Source organism: Dyella sp. EPa41, assembly GCF_016586165.1.
Lineage (GTDB): Bacteria > Pseudomonadota > Gammaproteobacteria > Xanthomonadales > Rhodanobacteraceae > Dyella.
Map to the genome: position 1 here is coordinate 1 of NZ_BCPR01000094.1, position 15,059 is coordinate 15,059.

Sequence of the window (15,059 nt, forward strand, 5' to 3'; positions counted from 1 at the left end):
CGCTGCGTTTCCTGCTGCTTTTCGTCCTCGGCGGCATCGTGGCCAACCTGGTCGGCGCGTTGTCCCTGGCAGGCGTGCGATCGCCGATCATCGGCTGCAGTGGCGCGGTGTCCGCGGTACTAGGCACGTATATCGCGCTTTTTCCCCGTGCACGCCTGGGCCTGGTCGTTCCCTTGGGCCTCTATCTGGAATTCGTGCGCATGCCGGCGTTTCTCCTGATCGGCATCTGGGTGCTGCTGCAGTTGCTCTTCAGCTATGCCGGGCCAAGCTACGGCGCGGTGGTGTGGTGGACACACATTGCCGGGTTCCTGTTTGGCGTGGTCTTCGCGCTGTTCTCGCGCGATGACATCGCTCGACGCCTGCGCGGCTAAAATGGCGCCATGCGCAGCAAGAAACTCTACAAAGTCACCTTTCTCCACCTGGGCAAGTGCTACGAGCTCTATGCCCACCATGTGGCGTCCAGCCATCTCTGGGGTTTCACCGAAGTGGCCGAACTGGTGTTCGAGCCGGCGGGTGAAGGCATCCTCGTCGATCCGACGGAAGAGCGGCTGCGCGAGGAGTTCAAGGACACGCGAGTGCTGCACCTGCCGATGCAGTCGGTCGTGCGCGTCGAAGAAGTAGAGAGCAAGGGCGCCCTGGTGATCCGCGACGCGGCCGACGGGCAGAAGATCACGCCGTTCCCGATGCCGCCCCGAGGCCGTTGACGCCGCTAGACGTGGCGGATCATGGCGATCACGATCTCCACGGCGATCAACGCGATGATCGCCAGTTCCATCAGCTCGCCCCGCTTGCTGGACGCTTCTTCGTAGAGTGCCGTATAGCTGTCGCGGATGATCGCGAGCTTGCGATCGACCGCCTTGCCGACGTGCGGCACTCGGAACAGTTCCAGTGCCGAGGTATAGACGCGGGCGAGATAGACGTCCTCGGTGACCTGCAGGGCGTTGTCGACCTTTTCCGTTACCTCGGTCACCTCCGCCACGAGCGTCTGCAGGCGCCGGGCAAGATCGGCATAGCGTCGTGCCGCGAAGGGGTTGGCGACGTTGCGCGTCGCCTCGATCAGGTCGTACATGCGCGGCAACTCGGCGTCGAGCAGCTCGTCGTAGTAGCGCAACTCCAGTAGCTGCGCGTTGGCCACTTCGAGCACGTCAAGAACGTCGGAATCGTCGCGCGGTTCGACAATGAAGGCGCGATCCCAGGTGAGCACGACCAGATCGTCGGTGTAATACGAGTAGCGTTGCCGCAACAGGTCCTGCGTGGCCTGTTCGGACAGCGCGCGCGATTCGCCCGAAAGCAGCGGCACCAGGTCAAGATCCTCATGCAGCGTCGCCGTATTGCCGACACCCTCCAGCGCGCGCACCAGGCCCAGCAGGTAGTCTTCGTAGAGCGGTTCGCCGCTCGGGCGGATGAAGGCGGACCGAAGCACCTCGCTCACCTGCGCCATCAACGTGGTCCACAGATCGGTGCCGGAGGCGATGCCCAGGGCGGCATCCACCGCGTTTACCCGGGCGCTGAATTCCACCCAAGGCAGATCATTGGCTTCAACCTGCAAGGAGAACGCGACGACGCCGAACTCGTAGAAGCGCGCCATCACCGCTGCCTGCATGGGCTTGCCGCCAATACTGACGTTCACGGATTCCAGGGCGAGCTCGACGGGCGGCACACCAAAGGTCATGGCCTTGGGTGATGTCGTGATCAGCCGGCTGCGCGCCGGCAGGGTGCGCGCATGCCGCGCCCATAGCGATTCCACCTGGGCCAGGTCGATCGTGTCCGCGATATCGACCAGTCGCATGGCGATGACCGATGCGCGGTGCACGTGCGGCTGCATTTTGCCCATGGAGCCTGTCCTCGTCCGTGGATGCCATGCCGAACATTCGGCCGCATCCCTGACTGATTCTAGGCGCCTGCGATGACGGGAATGTCAGCCCGCGGCGAGCCCATGATGCCGGGAGAACTGGCGGAACAACCGGCGCGCCAGGGGTGTGGGGGCGACCTGGCGGAAGGTGTGGTGCGGGTCGAAGCCCTCGCGGCGCATGTCGTGATGCTTGCGATCGATATAGGCACGCATCACGTCGGCATTGAACTCCGGATGGAACTGCGCGCTCATCGCCTGGGCGCCATAGCGCACGAGGTGGTGCGGGTCGCGCGACGAACTGGCCAACACCGTCGCGCCTTGGGGCAGTTCGAGCACGCTCTGCTCGTGCGTGGCATGGGCGCGAAATTCGGTCGGCAGCTTGCCGGTCAGCGGATCGTTCCTGGCGGCGTCGAGCATCTGGATCGTCACGGTGCCGATCTCGCGACCACCGGGCAGGTAGTCGACGCGGCCGCCGAGCGCGTGCGCCATCAACTGGTGGCCATAGCAGACGCCGAACAGCGGCAGTTCGGCATCCATCGCGTCGCGGATCCAGCCGGCCGTGCGCTCGCTCCACGCGGCGCGCTCGGTCACCATCGCCGCCGAGCCGGTGATGAGTGCTCCCGCGACGTCACCGGGAGGCGGCAGGCGCTCGCCCGCCTCCACATCGACGACGCGCATGCGCTGTGGCTCCAGCTGTGCACCTACGCGGAACCAATGCGGGAAATCACCATGGCGTGCGCGAATGGGAGCGGGGGCGCGGCCGGTGCGGATGATCAGGACAGGCTTCATGCGGTGTCATCAAGTGAGTGCGTTCAAGAAGACATCATGCGTAGTCACGCTGAACCGTGCTCGATGGGCGGTATCACCGTCAGCACTTCCTGCACGGTGGTGAGTCCACGGGCGACTTGCGATGCGGCGGAAATGCGCAGCGGGCGCATGCCCTCGGCGAGGGTCGCGCTCGCGAAGTGGCCCAGGTCGAGCTGGGACGAGATGAGGCCGCGCAGGCGCGAGGAAACCACCATCATCTCGTAGATGCCGGTGCGGCCCATGAAACCGGTGTTGCGGCATTCCAGGCAACCGACCGGCTTGTACACCCTCTCGGGCAACGGCACCGTCCAGCCATGCGTGAGTGCCGTCCACTCGTGCGGATCCTGCGATGTTTCGGCCTTGCAATGCGGGCACAGCGTGCGTACCAGTCGCTGCGCGACCACGCCGGTCAGCGTGGACTGGATCAGATAGTGCGGAACGCCCAGGTCGAGCAGGCGCGTCACGGCGCTGGGCGCGTCGTTGGTATGCAGCGTGGACAGCACGAGATGGCCGGTGAGCGAGGCCTGCACGGCCATCTGCGCGGTGCTCAGGTCGCGGATCTCGCCCACCATGATGATGTCCGGATCCTGGCGCAGCAGCGTGCGGACGCCGGCGGCGAAGTCGAGATCGATCGCCGGCTGCACCTGCATCTGGTTGAACTCGGGGCTGACCATTTCGATCGGGTCTTCCACCGTGCACACGTTCAAATCGGGCGTGGCGAGGTGTTTCAACGTGGAGTACAGCGTGGTGGTCTTGCCCGAACCGGTGGGGCCGGTAACCAGCACGATGCCGTGGGGACGCTCCACCATCGAACGCCAGATCGCGTCCTCCTCGGGGGAGAAACCCAGCTGCGCGAAATCCTTGGCGACGATGTCGGGGTCGAAGATACGCATCACCACCTTTTCACCGAAGGCGGTCGGCATGGTGGAGATGCGCAGCTCCACCTCGCGTCCGCCGCCGGAGCGCGTCTTGATGCGGCCGTCCTGCGGGCGGCGCTTCTCGGCCACGTCCATGCGCGAGAGGATCTTGATGCGCGCCGTCACCGCGGTCATCACCGGCGGCGGCAGCTCGAACACCTTGTGCATCACGCCGTCGATGCGGAACCGCATCTGGCCGGCATCGCGGCGCGGCTCCAGGTGGATATCCGATGCGCGCTGCTCGAACGCGTACTGCAGCAGCCAGTCCACGATATGGACGACATGACGGTCATCGGCGCCTACCTCGCCGCCCTTGCCCAGCTCCACCAGCTGCTCGAAGTTGAGGATGGCGGAAGAGTCGTAGCCGGTGTTCTTGGCGTCCTGCGCGAGCTGGATCGAGCGCTGGACGCCGTAGAACTCCAGCAGGTAGCGATTGATGTCGATCGGATTGGACACCACGCGCTTCACGTCCCGCCGCAGCATGTGCGAGAGATCGGCGGCCCAGGCATTGTCGAAGGGCTCGCAGGTGGCAAAGGTGACTTCGCCCGGCGCCACGGCCACGGGCAGGATGCGATGGCGTTCGGCGTAGGCGCGGCTGACCACCTGGGTTACCGCCGCCGCGTTGATCTTCATCGGATCGATCTTGAGATAGGGCAGCTTCGCGTGGCCCGCCAGCCACTCGGTCAGCGTCTCCATGGCCAGCGGCCGACCGGGATCGCGCTGGTTGGCCAGTCGCGCGTTGGCCACCAGCACCAGCGGGTGCAACTCCACCGTCGCACGGCCGCTGCGCGAGCCCATGCGCACCTGCTTGGCGTCTTCGGCCAGCAGGTAACCGTCCACCACCAGAGCGGCGAGCAGTTCTTCGAGGCCGAGGCGGGCGCGGCGGCCCAGCAAGGACACGGTTTGCGGTGAGGCTGCCATGCGGAGATCTCCCTGTCGGGTTTTCGCCTGAAAATCCAGCGGCGAAAGCGGTCCCGGCTATACTAACCCGCTTTATCGAAGCCCACGGAAAGCCATGTCCGCGCGCACCTTCCAGGATGTGATCCAGACCCTCAACCGCTACTGGGCGGCCCAGGGTTGTGTCTTGCTGCAGCCCCTCGATACCGAGGTCGGCGCCGGTACCTTCCACCCCGCGACGTTCCTGCGCTCGCTCGGCCCCGAGCCGTGGTCGGCGGCATACGTGCAGCCTTCGCGCCGTCCCACCGACGGACGCTATGGCGAGAACCCGAACCGCCTGCAGCATTACTACCAGTACCAGGTGGTGATGAAGCCCAACCCGGACAACATCCTCGACCTGTACATCGGCTCGCTGAAGGAGCTGGGACTCGATCCGCTGGTGCACGACCTGCGTTTCGTCGAGGACAACTGGGAATCGCCGACGCTCGGCGCCTGGGGCCTCGGCTGGGAGGTATGGTTGAACGGCATGGAAGTGACCCAGTTCACCTATTTCCAGCAGGCCGGTGGCCTCGAATGCCGTCCCGTCACCGGTGAGATCACCTACGGTCTCGAACGCCTGGCGATGTACCTGCAGAACGTGGACAACGTCTACGACCTGGTGTGGACCGAAGGCCCGCATGGCACCGTCACCTATGGCGACGTGTTCCACCAGAACGAGGTGGAGCAGAGCACCTACAACTTCGAGCACGCCAACGTGCCGGAGCTGCTGCGCTGGTTTGACGTCTGCGAAGGCGAGGCGAACAAGCTGATCGCCGCGGGCCTGCCGTTGCCGGCCTACGAGCAGGTGATGAAGGCCAGCCATACCTTCAACCTGCTGGATGCGCGCCGCGCCATCAGCGTCACCGAGCGCCAGCGCTACATCCTGCGCGTGCGCACGCTGGCGCGCGCCGTCGCGGAAGCCTATGTGGCCCAGCGCGAAAAGCTCGGTTTTCCGGGCCTGAAGAAGAATCTCAAGGAGCAGGCCGCATGAGCGCCGCCAAGCCGTTGTTGATCGAACTGGGCACCGAGGAACTGCCGCCCAAGGCGCTGGATGAACTTGCCTCGGCCTTCCTGCGCGGCGTGTGCGATGGCCTGTCCAAGCGTGGCGTGGAGGCGGCACTGGATACGGCGAAGCTGTTCGCATCGCCGCGCCGTTTGGCCGTCCATATCCCTGCCGTGGCGGTCAACCAGCCCGAGCAGAGCATCGAGCGCCGCGGTCCGGCGGTGAATGCCGCGCTCGACGCGAACGGCCAGCCGAGCAAGGCGCTGCAGGGCTTCGCGCAGTCGTGCGGCGTCACCGTCGAGCAGCTGGAAAAGCTGGAAACGGACAAGGGCGCCTGGTTCGTGTTCCGCGCCGTGAAACCGGGCCAGCCGGTCGCGGCCTTGCTTCCGGAGATCGTCGACGAGGCGCTCAAGGGCCTGCCCATCCCCAAGCCGATGCGTTGGGGCGATCACGACTACAGCTTCGTGCGTCCGGTGCACTGGCTGGTGATGCTGCATGGCGCGGACATCATCGACGGCGAGGTGCTCGGCCTGAAGAGCGGCCGCAAGTCGCGCGGTCACCGCTTCATGCACGCGCACCCGGTGCATGTGGTCGATGCCGACAGCTGGGCCGATGCGATGCGCGCGGCCAAGGTGTTGGCCGATCCCGCCGAGCGTCGCCAGAAGATCCGCGACGAGATCGCCCGTGCCGCGAAGGAAACCGGCGGCGTGCCGCAGCTCGACGATGCGTTGCTGGACGAGATCGCCAACCTCACCGAATGGCCGGTGGCGATTGCCTGCCAGTTCGATCGCGCATTCCTCGCCGTGCCGCCCGAAGCGCTGGTCACCACCATGGAGACCAACCAGAAGTTCGTGCCGGTGTTCGATGCCGAAGGGAAGCTCACCGAGCATTTCATCGGCGTGGCCAATATCGAAAGCAAGCAGCCGTCGGAGATCCGCAAGGGCTACGAGCGCGTGATCCGCCCGCGCTTCGCCGACGCGAAGTTCTTCTGGGATGAAGACCTGAAGACGCCGCTGGCCGGTTACCAGGACCAGCTGAAGAACGTCACCTACCAGCAGGCGCTGGGCAGCCTGTGGGACAAGAGCGTGCGCGTGGCCGAACTGGCGCGCGTCATCGCCAACCGCGTCGACGTGGATGCGGGCGAGGCCACGCGTGCCGCGGCATTGAGCAAGTGCGATCTGCTGACGCGCATGGTCGGCGAGTTCCCCGAGCTGCAGGGCGTGATGGGGCGCTATTACGCCGCGCACCATGGCGAGGCCAAGGACGTCGCCGACGCGCTCGACAGCTATTACCAGCCGCGTTTTGCCGGCGACGCGATCGCCGCGGGCCGCGTGGGTCGCGTGCTCGCGGTCGCCGATCGCCTCGACACCTTGGCCGGTATCTTCGCGGTCGGGCTCAAGCCCAGCGGCAACAAGGATCCGTTTGCCCTGCGTCGTGCGGCGCTGGGCCTGGCGCGTACCCTGGTGGAAGGCGGCCTGGACCTGGATCTGCGCGCGACCTTCGTCGAGGCGCTCGAATTGTTGCCGGAAGCCGCGCTCGCGGCAGGGCTCAAGCCGGGCAAGGACGGCAAGGCGCCGGCGCTCGATGCCGGCAAGCGCCGCGCCGCGCTTACCGACGAACTGGTCGATTTCGTGTTCGAGCGCTTGCGCGGTTACTACGCCGAGCAGGGTTTCACCAGCGAGCAGTTCGAAGCCGTGCTCGCGGTGGCACCGGCGACGCTGGTCGATTTCGATCGCCGCCTGCGTGCGGTGGCCGAGTTCGGCCGTCGCCCCGAAGCCTTGAGCCTGGCCGCCGCCAACAAGCGCGTGGCCAACATCCTGCGCAAGCAGGCGGAGGAAGCGGGCGCGCCGCCGCTGGGCACGGTCGTCGATCCGGCGCACTTCGAGGCGGACGCCGAGCGGAGCCTGGCCACCGCGCTGGACAGCGCGCGTGCCGATACGGCCGGGCCGTTGGAAGAGGGCGATTACGCCGCCGTGCTGACGCGCCTGGCGCAATTGCAGGCACCGGTCGACGCGTTCTTCGACAGCGTGCTGGTCAATGCGGAGAATCCGGCCGTGCGGGCCAACCGACTGGCCCTGCTGGGCCAGCTCAAGGCGCAGTTCGGCGCCATCGCCGACATTGCCCGCCTGTAACGTCCGAAGCGGTCACTGATCGAAAAACGGCAGCCTCGCGGCTGCCGTTTTTTTATCTGTACAGCCCGCGGGCAATCAGGCGATGGCCTGGCGGCCGCGCTTCACGCGCTCGTGGAGGCGCTGGTTGAACGCCACCATCTCGCCGGCGTCCACATCCGAACCACCCGGGCCCAGGATCTCGTAGAGATCGGCCAGCATGTCGGCGTTGTCGGCCAGCGTCAGGCGGCTCTCGGCCAGGTCCAGCTCCGACTGCAGGATGCGCAGGGCGGTGTTGAGGCGCTGGGGATCCATGGCCATGCCGCTGGCATGCAGCGTATCGGCCGCCGTACGCAGCTTGGAGCGGTGACGATTGGCGGAGGCTTCGGCGTTCGGCAGCTCCTCGCCCGAGGCGATCGCATCGGCCTGGATCGAGCCCTCGCCGGCCACCAGCCACACCAGCGAAATACCGAGGGTCTTGGCCAGCGTGACGCAGCGCGCCCGCGAAGGGTCCGTATTGCCGTCGCGCCAGCTGCGCACGACGCCCTCGGAGAAGCCGCACATACGCGCGATCTCCGTGACGCTACCGACGCGCTGGATCAGCACCTTGATGCGGTCCGCGAAGGTATTTGAGGGCTCGTTGGACGAAATTTTTTGCATGTTCATCGCAGTTTCCTGACGGATGGCGACCAATGGGGGGAGCGTGAACCCGAGTTAGAAACGTCAGCGTGAAGCAAGCGTGACGTAAGGGTAAAGCAAGTGTTAGGAATTTGTTGACACTCGCAAGATTTCTCTACTAGGTTCGTAAATTCTTGATGGGTTGGCGCTCCTCTGGGGGAAGACTCTGGCCGAGTCCAGACAACGCAATTGTCGTTGATTGGTGATCAAGAACACGCCGGCCCGTTCAGCCGGCAGACAGCAAGCGCCGATGGGCCAAGCCTCCCGGCGCGGCATCTCGCCCAAAGGCGAGTTTTTTCGACTCCGGTTGGGCCCGGGGTCATTTATCTGGGGAGAAGACATGCAGTTCCGCAAGATGCTCGACAACAAACTTACGGTCGCCGTGCGCGTCGCGCTGTCCGTAGGTACTTTCGCCATCGTGGGTCCCGCCCTGGCGCAGGACGCCTCCGGCGCGGCCAGCCAGGACAACGCCAAGAAGCTCGAGACGGTGACCGTCACCGGTTCGCGCATCCCGCGCGTCGATATCGAAACCGCCCAGCCGGTGGTCACCATCGACCGCAAGCAGATCGAAAACCAGGGCTTCACCTCGGTCGCCGACATCCTGCAGAACCTGACCGAAGTCGGCACGCCGCCGATCAGCCGCGCCAACGCGCTGTCGTCGGGTGAAGACGTGGGCGGCTACTACGTCGACCTGCGCAACATCGGCGCCAACCGCACGTTGATCCTGGTGAACGGCAAGCGCCTGGGCGTCAACACCACGGGTCTGCAGGACCTCGGCCAGATCCCGGTGTCCACCATCGAGCGCATCGAAGTGCTGAAGGACGGCGGTTCGTCGATCTACGGTTCGGACGCCATTGCCGGCGTGGTGAACGTGATCACCCGCAGCAACTTCACCGGCGCCGAAGCGAACGCCTACGTGGGCGAGTACGACCAGGGCGACGGCAAGAAGCAGAGCTACGACTTCACCATCGGTACGGCGAACGAGCGCGGCTCCATCATGGCCAGCGCGCAGTACCAGAAGGACGATCCGGTCTTCGCCAAGGATCGTGATTTCAGCGCCTATCCGGCCGGTCCGTTCCACCCCAAGGATAGCTGGAGTGCCGTGAGCCAGAACGGCTCTTTCACCGGTCCTTGCGGCCCGGGCGGCAAGTCGGCGACCTGCACGCTCACGCACGGCGCTGATCCGCGCAACATCGCGAGCTATCACCCGATCACGCCGGACGAGTACGCCAACTCGAACCAGCAGATGTCGGTCCAGACGGGCACCGAGCGCACCTCGCTGTTCGTCGCCGGCAAATACAACCTGTTCGAGAACGTCGCGTTCAAGACCGACTTCCTCTACAACAAGCGCAAGACCGATCAGCAGATCGCGGGCTATCCGTTCCAGTCCGCCAACTACACCGGCATGGCGCTGTCCGGCCAGAGCTATTTCAATCCGCTCGGCAAGGACCTCAACTTCCGCCGCCGCGGCTGGGAAGTGCCGCGCACCACCGACAGCGAACTGGAAACCTATCGCTGGACGGCGGGTTTCGAAGGCTATTTCGACCTGGGCGGCCGCACCTGGAACTGGGACGTCGGCGCGATGACCAATCGCAACGATGCGCTCAAGAACGGTCACGGTGACTTCAACCTGATCAATGCGCGCCAGGCGGTGGGTCCGTCGTTCCTTGGCTCCGATGGCAAGGTCCACTGCGGTACCGCGGCCAACCCGACCTTGGGTTGCGTGCCGTGGAACCCCCTGCTGCCGTACGGCCAGGCGGGCGCGGGCTCGCTGGCCGATGCGGACCTGCAGCAGTTCCTGTTCCCGGAATTCCACGACACCGGCAAGACCACCACCACCGACTACACCGCCAACCTCGCCGGTACGTTGTTCACGCTGCCAGCGGGTGATCTCGGCATCGCGGCGGGCGTGGAGCATCGCGAAGAGAAGGGCCGCTTCGTGCCGGACGCCTTCAACCAGACCGGCCAGAGCACCGGCCTGGCGGCCACCACCACCTCGGGCAAGTACCGGGTGAACGAGGCCTACCTGGAGCTTGACGCGCCGCTGCTGCGCGACATGACGATGGCGCGCGAGCTGTCGCTCGACGTGGCGACCCGCTACTCCGACTACGACAACTTCGGCAGCACCACCAACAGCAAGGTCGGCATCAAGTGGAAGCCGATTGACGACCTGCTGGTGCGCGGCAGCTGGGCGCAGGGCTTCCGTGCGCCGACCATCTCCGACCTCTACGGCGGCACCAACGGCAGCTTCGAGTCGTACACCGACCCGTGCGATACCAGCCACGGTTCGGCCAAGGGCAACTCGGCGGTAGCCGCGCGTTGCGCCTCGGGCTTCGGCGGCCAGGCGCCGGTGGCGGGCAACTACGTGCAGCTGGGCCAGGCACTGGTACCTTGCAAGACCTATCCGTGCCAGACCAACTACCAGTTCATCACCGGCTCCAACCCGAACCTGCAGCCGGAAACGGCCACCACGCGTACGCTGGGCTTCATCTACAGCCCGCATTACCTGGAAGGCTTCGACGTCTCGCTGGACTGGTACAAGATCGACATCAAGCACCTGATCTCGCAGGACTCCGTGCAGGACATCCTGGATGACTGCTATGTGGCGGGCATCGCTTCGCGTTGCAGCAGCTTCCAGCGCGATCCGGCGAACGGCGTCATCACCGGCATGAACTACGGCCTGACCAACAAGGGCTGGGAGAAGACGGCCGGCTACGACTTCGGCGTGAACTATCGCTTCACCATCGATTCGATCGGCCAGTTCGCCACGCGTTGGAACACCACCTACGTGGATTACCTCAACGTCAAGGCGGACGACAACCCGACCACGATCGTGCAGCCGCTCACCGGCTACGGCGGCAACTTCCGTGTCCGCTCGAACCTCACGCTGGATTGGACGCGCGGCATCTTCGGTGCGACGTGGACCGTGCGCTACTACTCGGGCATGACCGAGCGTTGCTCGTACACCACGGCGGCGGAGTGCAACGACCTAAGCCACGTCGATCCGTTCAACGGCGCGCAGGCCCAGCGTCACACCGGTTCCACCACGTTCAACGACGTGCAGTTCCGCTGGACGTTGCCGTGGAAGGGTGTCGTGTCGGTCGGCGCGAACAACGTGTTCGACAAGGAAGGCCCGATCATGTACTCCAAGCCGAACAGCTCGTTCGTGTACTACGGCGGCTTCGACATCGGTCGCTTCTACTACCTGAAGTACACGCAGCGCTTCTAAGCTGTATCGAAGGTGTTACAGGAGGGGCCCGGAAACGGGCCCCTCTTTCGTTTGCCGGACATTTAGACGCCTAAACCCGCGGCATACGGTCGCGCATGGGCCAACTTTTACAAGCCCTTGATTTTGGGCTATCCTGTGTGCTTCCCCCGTGTAGAGTCGAGGCGTGTTGGGCGCCTGTTGGTTCTCGCGTTAAGTCCTGACAGTCGATAGAGGTTTCCCATGCGCAGGTTGGTTTGGTCGCTGATGTCGGTCGCGGCACTGGCTCTCGCCGGTTGCGGCAATTCTTCCGATTCTTCCCAGAACGCCACGCAGGGCGGCGAAACCGCTGCCGCGTCCGGTTCGGCTGCCGCTCCGGCCGCCGCGCCCGCCAAGGCCAATGCCATCACCGGTCAGGTGACGCTGCGCGACGCCGCCCAGGTGTCCGCCGACGCCAAGCTGCAGCTGACCCTGGTCGACGTGTCGACCCAGGAAGCCGCGCCGCTGGCCACCAAGACGGTGCAGCCCGCCAACACGTTCCCGCTCTCGTTCGAGCTGGAGTTCAACCCGAACGACGTGAACCCGAACGGCCTGTACGTGCTCAAGGCCGACCTGGTCGACGGCGACCGCCACTACACCCCGCCGCTGCAGACCCAAGTGCTGACCAAGGGCGCGCCGATGCAGGTGAACATCCAGCTGGTGGCCGAGCAGACCGCCGGCGAAAAGGAGCTGGCCGCCTTCACCGCCGTGCAGAAGCAGATCGGCGGCATGAAGATCAGCAACGGCACCAAGCTGGAAGACAAGGTCTCGCGCGGCTGGCAGCTTTTCCGCGAAGCCGGCGAAGTGAAGTTCATCCGCGAGCAGGTCGACTACGGCGACAAGGGCTTCACCAGCACCGACTTTGCCTACAAGGATGGCAAGCCGTGGGTGGTCGTGCAGCAGAAGAAGTCCAGCAAGGACGCCAAGCCGAGCGAAACCGATCGCGCTGCCTGGGGCCAGGACGGTCAGCTGGTGCTGAAGACCACCGAAGCCGGCGGCAAGACCTCGCCGCTCGGCGATGACGCTGCCGCGGACCTGCAGAAGCAGGCCGAAGCGATCCTCAAGCTGGCGACCAACGGCAAGGGCAAGTAAGACCGCCCAGCCGTGGCGAAAAAGCCGCCCGCCGAGGCGGCTTTTTTGTGCCCGGCGTTTGGCCGTCCAGACGGCCAGGGGTTGTCCTTCGCGCCGGGCGCCCTGTTCGGCGCCTGCACGCAAAGAAAAGGCCGCCCCTTGCGAGGGCGGCCTTTTCGCTGGGGCGATGCCGTTGCCTTAGAAGGCGTACTTCAGGCCCAGGTTCACGCTGTTGTACTTCTGGCTGTTGTCGCTGAAGCGGCCGCTGTAGCCGAGCCAGCCACTGAGCGTCTGGGTGAACTGCGCGCCAAGGCCCAGGTCCACCGTGCCCCAGGTCTTGTCGGGGGTGAAGCCGACCAGCGAGAAGCTGCCCGGCATACCGTTGAGGCCGGCGGTGACCTCGCGCGGATCCGCCTTGCTGTCGTGGTTGAAGGCGACCTCGGCATAGGGCGTGAGCATCGTGTTGCCGGTCTGCCAGTGGCCTTCGAGGCGCCAGCCCAACGTGGAGATCAGCGCATCGCGCTGCTGGCTGCCGAACCACATCGCGGTGCTGTCGCTGCCGCTCTCGTTGTAGCCGTTGACCTTCACCGTCTGCCATTCGACCGTGGCGAACGGACCGGTGCGCAGGCTGGAGAAGTCGAACCACCAGCCGCCGGTGACGCCGCCGCCCACATGGTTGCCGTCGGCCTTCGCCGTTTCGGTGCGCTGGGCGGCACCGATCTGGACGCGGCGCTCGATGTCGGAGAAGTTGTCCTGGCCAAAGTCGAGGTAGCCGCCGATGTAGCCGCCGCCCTGGTGGTAGGTCAGGTAGCCGAGGCCCGAGATGTCCTGCAGCTTGTAGCCGCCGCCGCCCTGGTAATCGGCGTTGTGCTGGCCGATGTTCATGGCCACGCCGCCCGACAGGTTCTCGTTGAAGCGGACGTCGGCGCCGACGGTGAGGTTGACGTTGTTGCTGGTGGTCTTCGGCGAGCCGCTGCTGGCGTCGAAACGCTGGTCGCCGTAATCCACATTGGCGAACACGCGGGTGTCGCTGCCCTGGCCGTCGGCCAGCATCTGGTTGCGGATCGCGCGGTTCTGCGCGGAGATCGAGGCCAGCGGTGCTTCGGCAAGCAGCGAGGCATAGCCCGGCGCGCTGAGGATGGACACCACGTACTGGCCCAGCATCACGTCGGCGCCGGTCGTCGGGTGCACGCCGTCGGCAAACAGGTAGGTCTGGTTGGTGCCGGCCGCATAGGTGTACGGCAGGCCCGAACCCTGCGGTCCGCACTGCACCGAGCTGGAGCCCACGCCGCAGGCTTCGTTGGTCACGTTGGTGAAGCCGTACAGCGACGGATTCGCCACCACTTCGTTGAGCAGGCTGTAGGTATCGATCGGGATGATGCCCTTGCCCAGCGTGGCGATGCCGGCATTGAGCTGGCCGTTGAACACCAGGCTGAGCGCCGTGAGCGACGAGGCGGCGGACGCACCCTGTTCCAGGCCCGATGGCGTCAGGCCGACGTTGGGCAGGTTGAACACCAGGATGTTCTTGGCGCCGGCGGCCTGCAGCTGGCCGATCAGCTTCACTTCCTGCTGCGCGGCCGCGGCGATCGATGCCTGCGCCTGGTCGGCGGTCATGAAGCCGGAGACACCGGCGGCGGCGAGCACCTGTTGGGTGACGGCGCTGGTGACGGCCTGCGTGATGGTCGGCGTCAGGGCGGCAATCTGGGCCGGGGGCACGCCGGCGGCCTGCAGCTGGGCGATCTGCGCGGCGACGTTCTGCTGGATCAGCTGCTGGGCGGTGGCGCCCGCGCCTGCGGCAGTCGCGGCATAGAAGATGTCGTTCGCGCCACCCCAGATGGAATAGAGCGCCTTGCTGTCGACCTTGCCGGTGGCCAGGTAGTAGTTCACCTGGGTCGAAATGGTCGGCACGGCCGAAGGCGTGCCCGGCGAATTGTTGAGCACGCCGGCGCCGCCCCAGGCGAAATCGCTGCCGCCCGCGAGCGAGGGGCCCAGGTTGTAGCCGTAGTGGCTGGCCACGTTCTGGACGGTGACCGATCCCGGATTGGTGGTGAACTTCAGCGGCGGCTGGATGCCGGGCGCCGTGGCCAGCGAAATATTGCCCGCATCGCTGAGGCTGTCGCCGAAAACGATGACGTTGCTGAACTGCGAACTGGCCGCCATGGCGGATGAGCTGAAAAGCAGGGCGGCGGTGATGGCGCCGGCAATAAGGCGAGTACGGGGCATGAATGACGCTCCTGGGACCGGGATGGTCTTTGTTATTCCGTTGTTACGGTAATGCATGCCCATACGTGAGCGCATGCTGCGGCGCATCGCGGCATTTCGCCCGCGGGGGAGGCACCTGACGGGCGGTTTTGGCCATCGACGCACGGCCCGACGAGGGGGCTCGGCACGAACCCCCCTCCATCGGTCGAGCGGATCACGCGTGCTAGCGCTTCATCGCCTT

Annotated in this window: 11 protein-coding genes; 6 read left to right on the top strand and 5 right to left on the bottom strand. The window is 65.6% G+C overall.

The genetic code is table 11. The features are described from left to right. Nucleotides 1–371: rhomboid family intramembrane serine protease (locus JMF82_RS19820; RefSeq protein ID WP_201316251.1), on the top strand; the 371-nt coding region annotated here is incomplete at its 5' end. A 9-nt stretch (nt 372–380) separates the two neighbouring features. Then, nucleotides 381–704 carry a DUF1820 family protein gene (locus JMF82_RS19825; protein ID WP_201316252.1) on the top strand — a complete coding sequence of 108 codons (324 nt, stop codon included), beginning with the start codon at nt 381–383 and terminating at the stop codon, nt 702–704. A 5-nt stretch (nt 705–709) separates the two neighbouring features. On the opposite strand, the gene JMF82_RS19830 is transcribed toward JMF82_RS19825, so the two are convergent. The 3 genes from JMF82_RS19830 to JMF82_RS19840 form a co-directional block, all read right to left on the bottom strand. Continuing rightward, entirely contained in the window at nt 710–1,834 is a 1,125-nt protein-coding gene (locus JMF82_RS19830) for a hypothetical protein (protein ID WP_236585594.1), read from the bottom strand. Nucleotides 1,835–1,918: 84 nt separating this feature from the next. Next, a complete protein-coding gene (locus tag JMF82_RS19835; protein ID WP_201316253.1) occupies nt 1,919–2,641 on the bottom strand; it encodes a glutamine amidotransferase in 723 nt (240 codons plus the stop codon). 44 nt (nt 2,642–2,685) lie between these two features. After that, nucleotides 2,686–4,497, bottom strand: a complete 1,812-nt coding sequence (locus tag JMF82_RS19840; RefSeq protein WP_201316254.1) for a GspE/PulE family protein — start codon at nt 4,495–4,497, stop codon at nt 2,686–2,688. A 94-nt stretch (nt 4,498–4,591) separates the two neighbouring features. Between JMF82_RS19840 and glyQ the strand changes: the two genes are divergently transcribed. Further along, complete coding sequence (gene glyQ / locus JMF82_RS19845) at nt 4,592–5,503, top strand: glycine--tRNA ligase subunit alpha (RefSeq protein WP_201316255.1); 912 nt, start codon at nt 4,592–4,594, stop codon at nt 5,501–5,503. After that, the gene (glyS, locus tag JMF82_RS19850) at nt 5,500–7,647 is read left to right on the top strand and encodes a glycine--tRNA ligase subunit beta (RefSeq protein WP_201316256.1); all 2,148 of its coding nucleotides are present in this window, start codon (nt 5,500–5,502) and stop codon (nt 7,645–7,647) included. The genes glyQ and glyS overlap by 4 nt, the downstream gene beginning before the upstream one ends. 75 nt (nt 7,648–7,722) lie before the next feature. Here the strand turns inward: glyS and JMF82_RS19855 are convergent, their stop codons facing one another. Continuing rightward, nucleotides 7,723–8,289 carry a helix-turn-helix transcriptional regulator gene (locus JMF82_RS19855; RefSeq protein ID WP_201316257.1) on the bottom strand — a complete coding sequence of 189 codons (567 nt, stop codon included), beginning with the start codon at nt 8,287–8,289 and terminating at the stop codon, nt 7,723–7,725. Nucleotides 8,290–8,641: 352 nt separating this feature from the next. Here JMF82_RS19855 and JMF82_RS19860 point away from each other — a divergent pair, with 352 nt between their 5' ends. Together JMF82_RS19860 and JMF82_RS19865 are read left to right on the top strand one after the other, a co-directional pair. Beyond that, nucleotides 8,642–11,530 (top strand): TonB-dependent receptor, encoded by a 2,889-nt coding sequence (locus tag JMF82_RS19860; RefSeq protein WP_201316258.1) that lies wholly within the window; start codon nt 8,642–8,644, stop codon nt 11,528–11,530. Between the two features lie 219 nt (nt 11,531–11,749). Next, nucleotides 11,750–12,637, top strand: coding sequence for a YbaY family lipoprotein (locus tag JMF82_RS19865; protein ID WP_201316259.1), 888 nt, complete (start codon nt 11,750–11,752; stop codon nt 12,635–12,637). Nucleotides 12,638–12,814: 177 nt separating this feature from the next. Here the strand turns inward: JMF82_RS19865 and JMF82_RS19870 are convergent, their stop codons facing one another. Further along, nucleotides 12,815–14,839 carry an autotransporter domain-containing protein gene (locus JMF82_RS19870; protein WP_201316260.1) on the bottom strand — a complete coding sequence of 675 codons (2,025 nt, stop codon included), beginning with the start codon at nt 14,837–14,839 and terminating at the stop codon, nt 12,815–12,817. Nucleotides 14,840–15,059 lie beyond the last annotated feature (220 nt).

Bases quoted from the DNA above. Each gene is read 5' to 3' on its own strand.
- JMF82_RS19865 (WP_201316259.1), top strand. From the start codon at position 11,750: ATGCGCAGGTTGGTTTGGTCGCTGATGTCGGTCGCGGCACTGGCTCTC.
- JMF82_RS19855 (WP_201316257.1), bottom strand. From the start codon at position 8,289: ATGAACATGCAAAAAATTTCGTCCAACGAGCCCTCAAATACCTTCGCG.
- JMF82_RS19860 (WP_201316258.1), top strand. From the start codon at position 8,642: ATGCAGTTCCGCAAGATGCTCGACAACAAACTTACGGTCGCCGTGCGC.
- glyS (WP_201316256.1), top strand. From the start codon at position 5,500: ATGAGCGCCGCCAAGCCGTTGTTGATCGAACTGGGCACCGAGGAACTG.
- JMF82_RS19870 (WP_201316260.1), bottom strand. From the start codon at position 14,839: ATGCCCCGTACTCGCCTTATTGCCGGCGCCATCACCGCCGCCCTGCTT.
- JMF82_RS19825 (WP_201316252.1), top strand. From the start codon at position 381: ATGCGCAGCAAGAAACTCTACAAAGTCACCTTTCTCCACCTGGGCAAG.
- glyQ (WP_201316255.1), top strand. From the start codon at position 4,592: ATGTCCGCGCGCACCTTCCAGGATGTGATCCAGACCCTCAACCGCTAC.
- JMF82_RS19830 (WP_236585594.1), bottom strand. From the start codon at position 1,834: ATGGGCAAAATGCAGCCGCACGTGCACCGCGCATCGGTCATCGCCATG.
- JMF82_RS19840 (WP_201316254.1), bottom strand. From the start codon at position 4,497: ATGGCAGCCTCACCGCAAACCGTGTCCTTGCTGGGCCGCCGCGCCCGC.
- JMF82_RS19835 (WP_201316253.1), bottom strand. From the start codon at position 2,641: ATGAAGCCTGTCCTGATCATCCGCACCGGCCGCGCCCCCGCTCCCATT.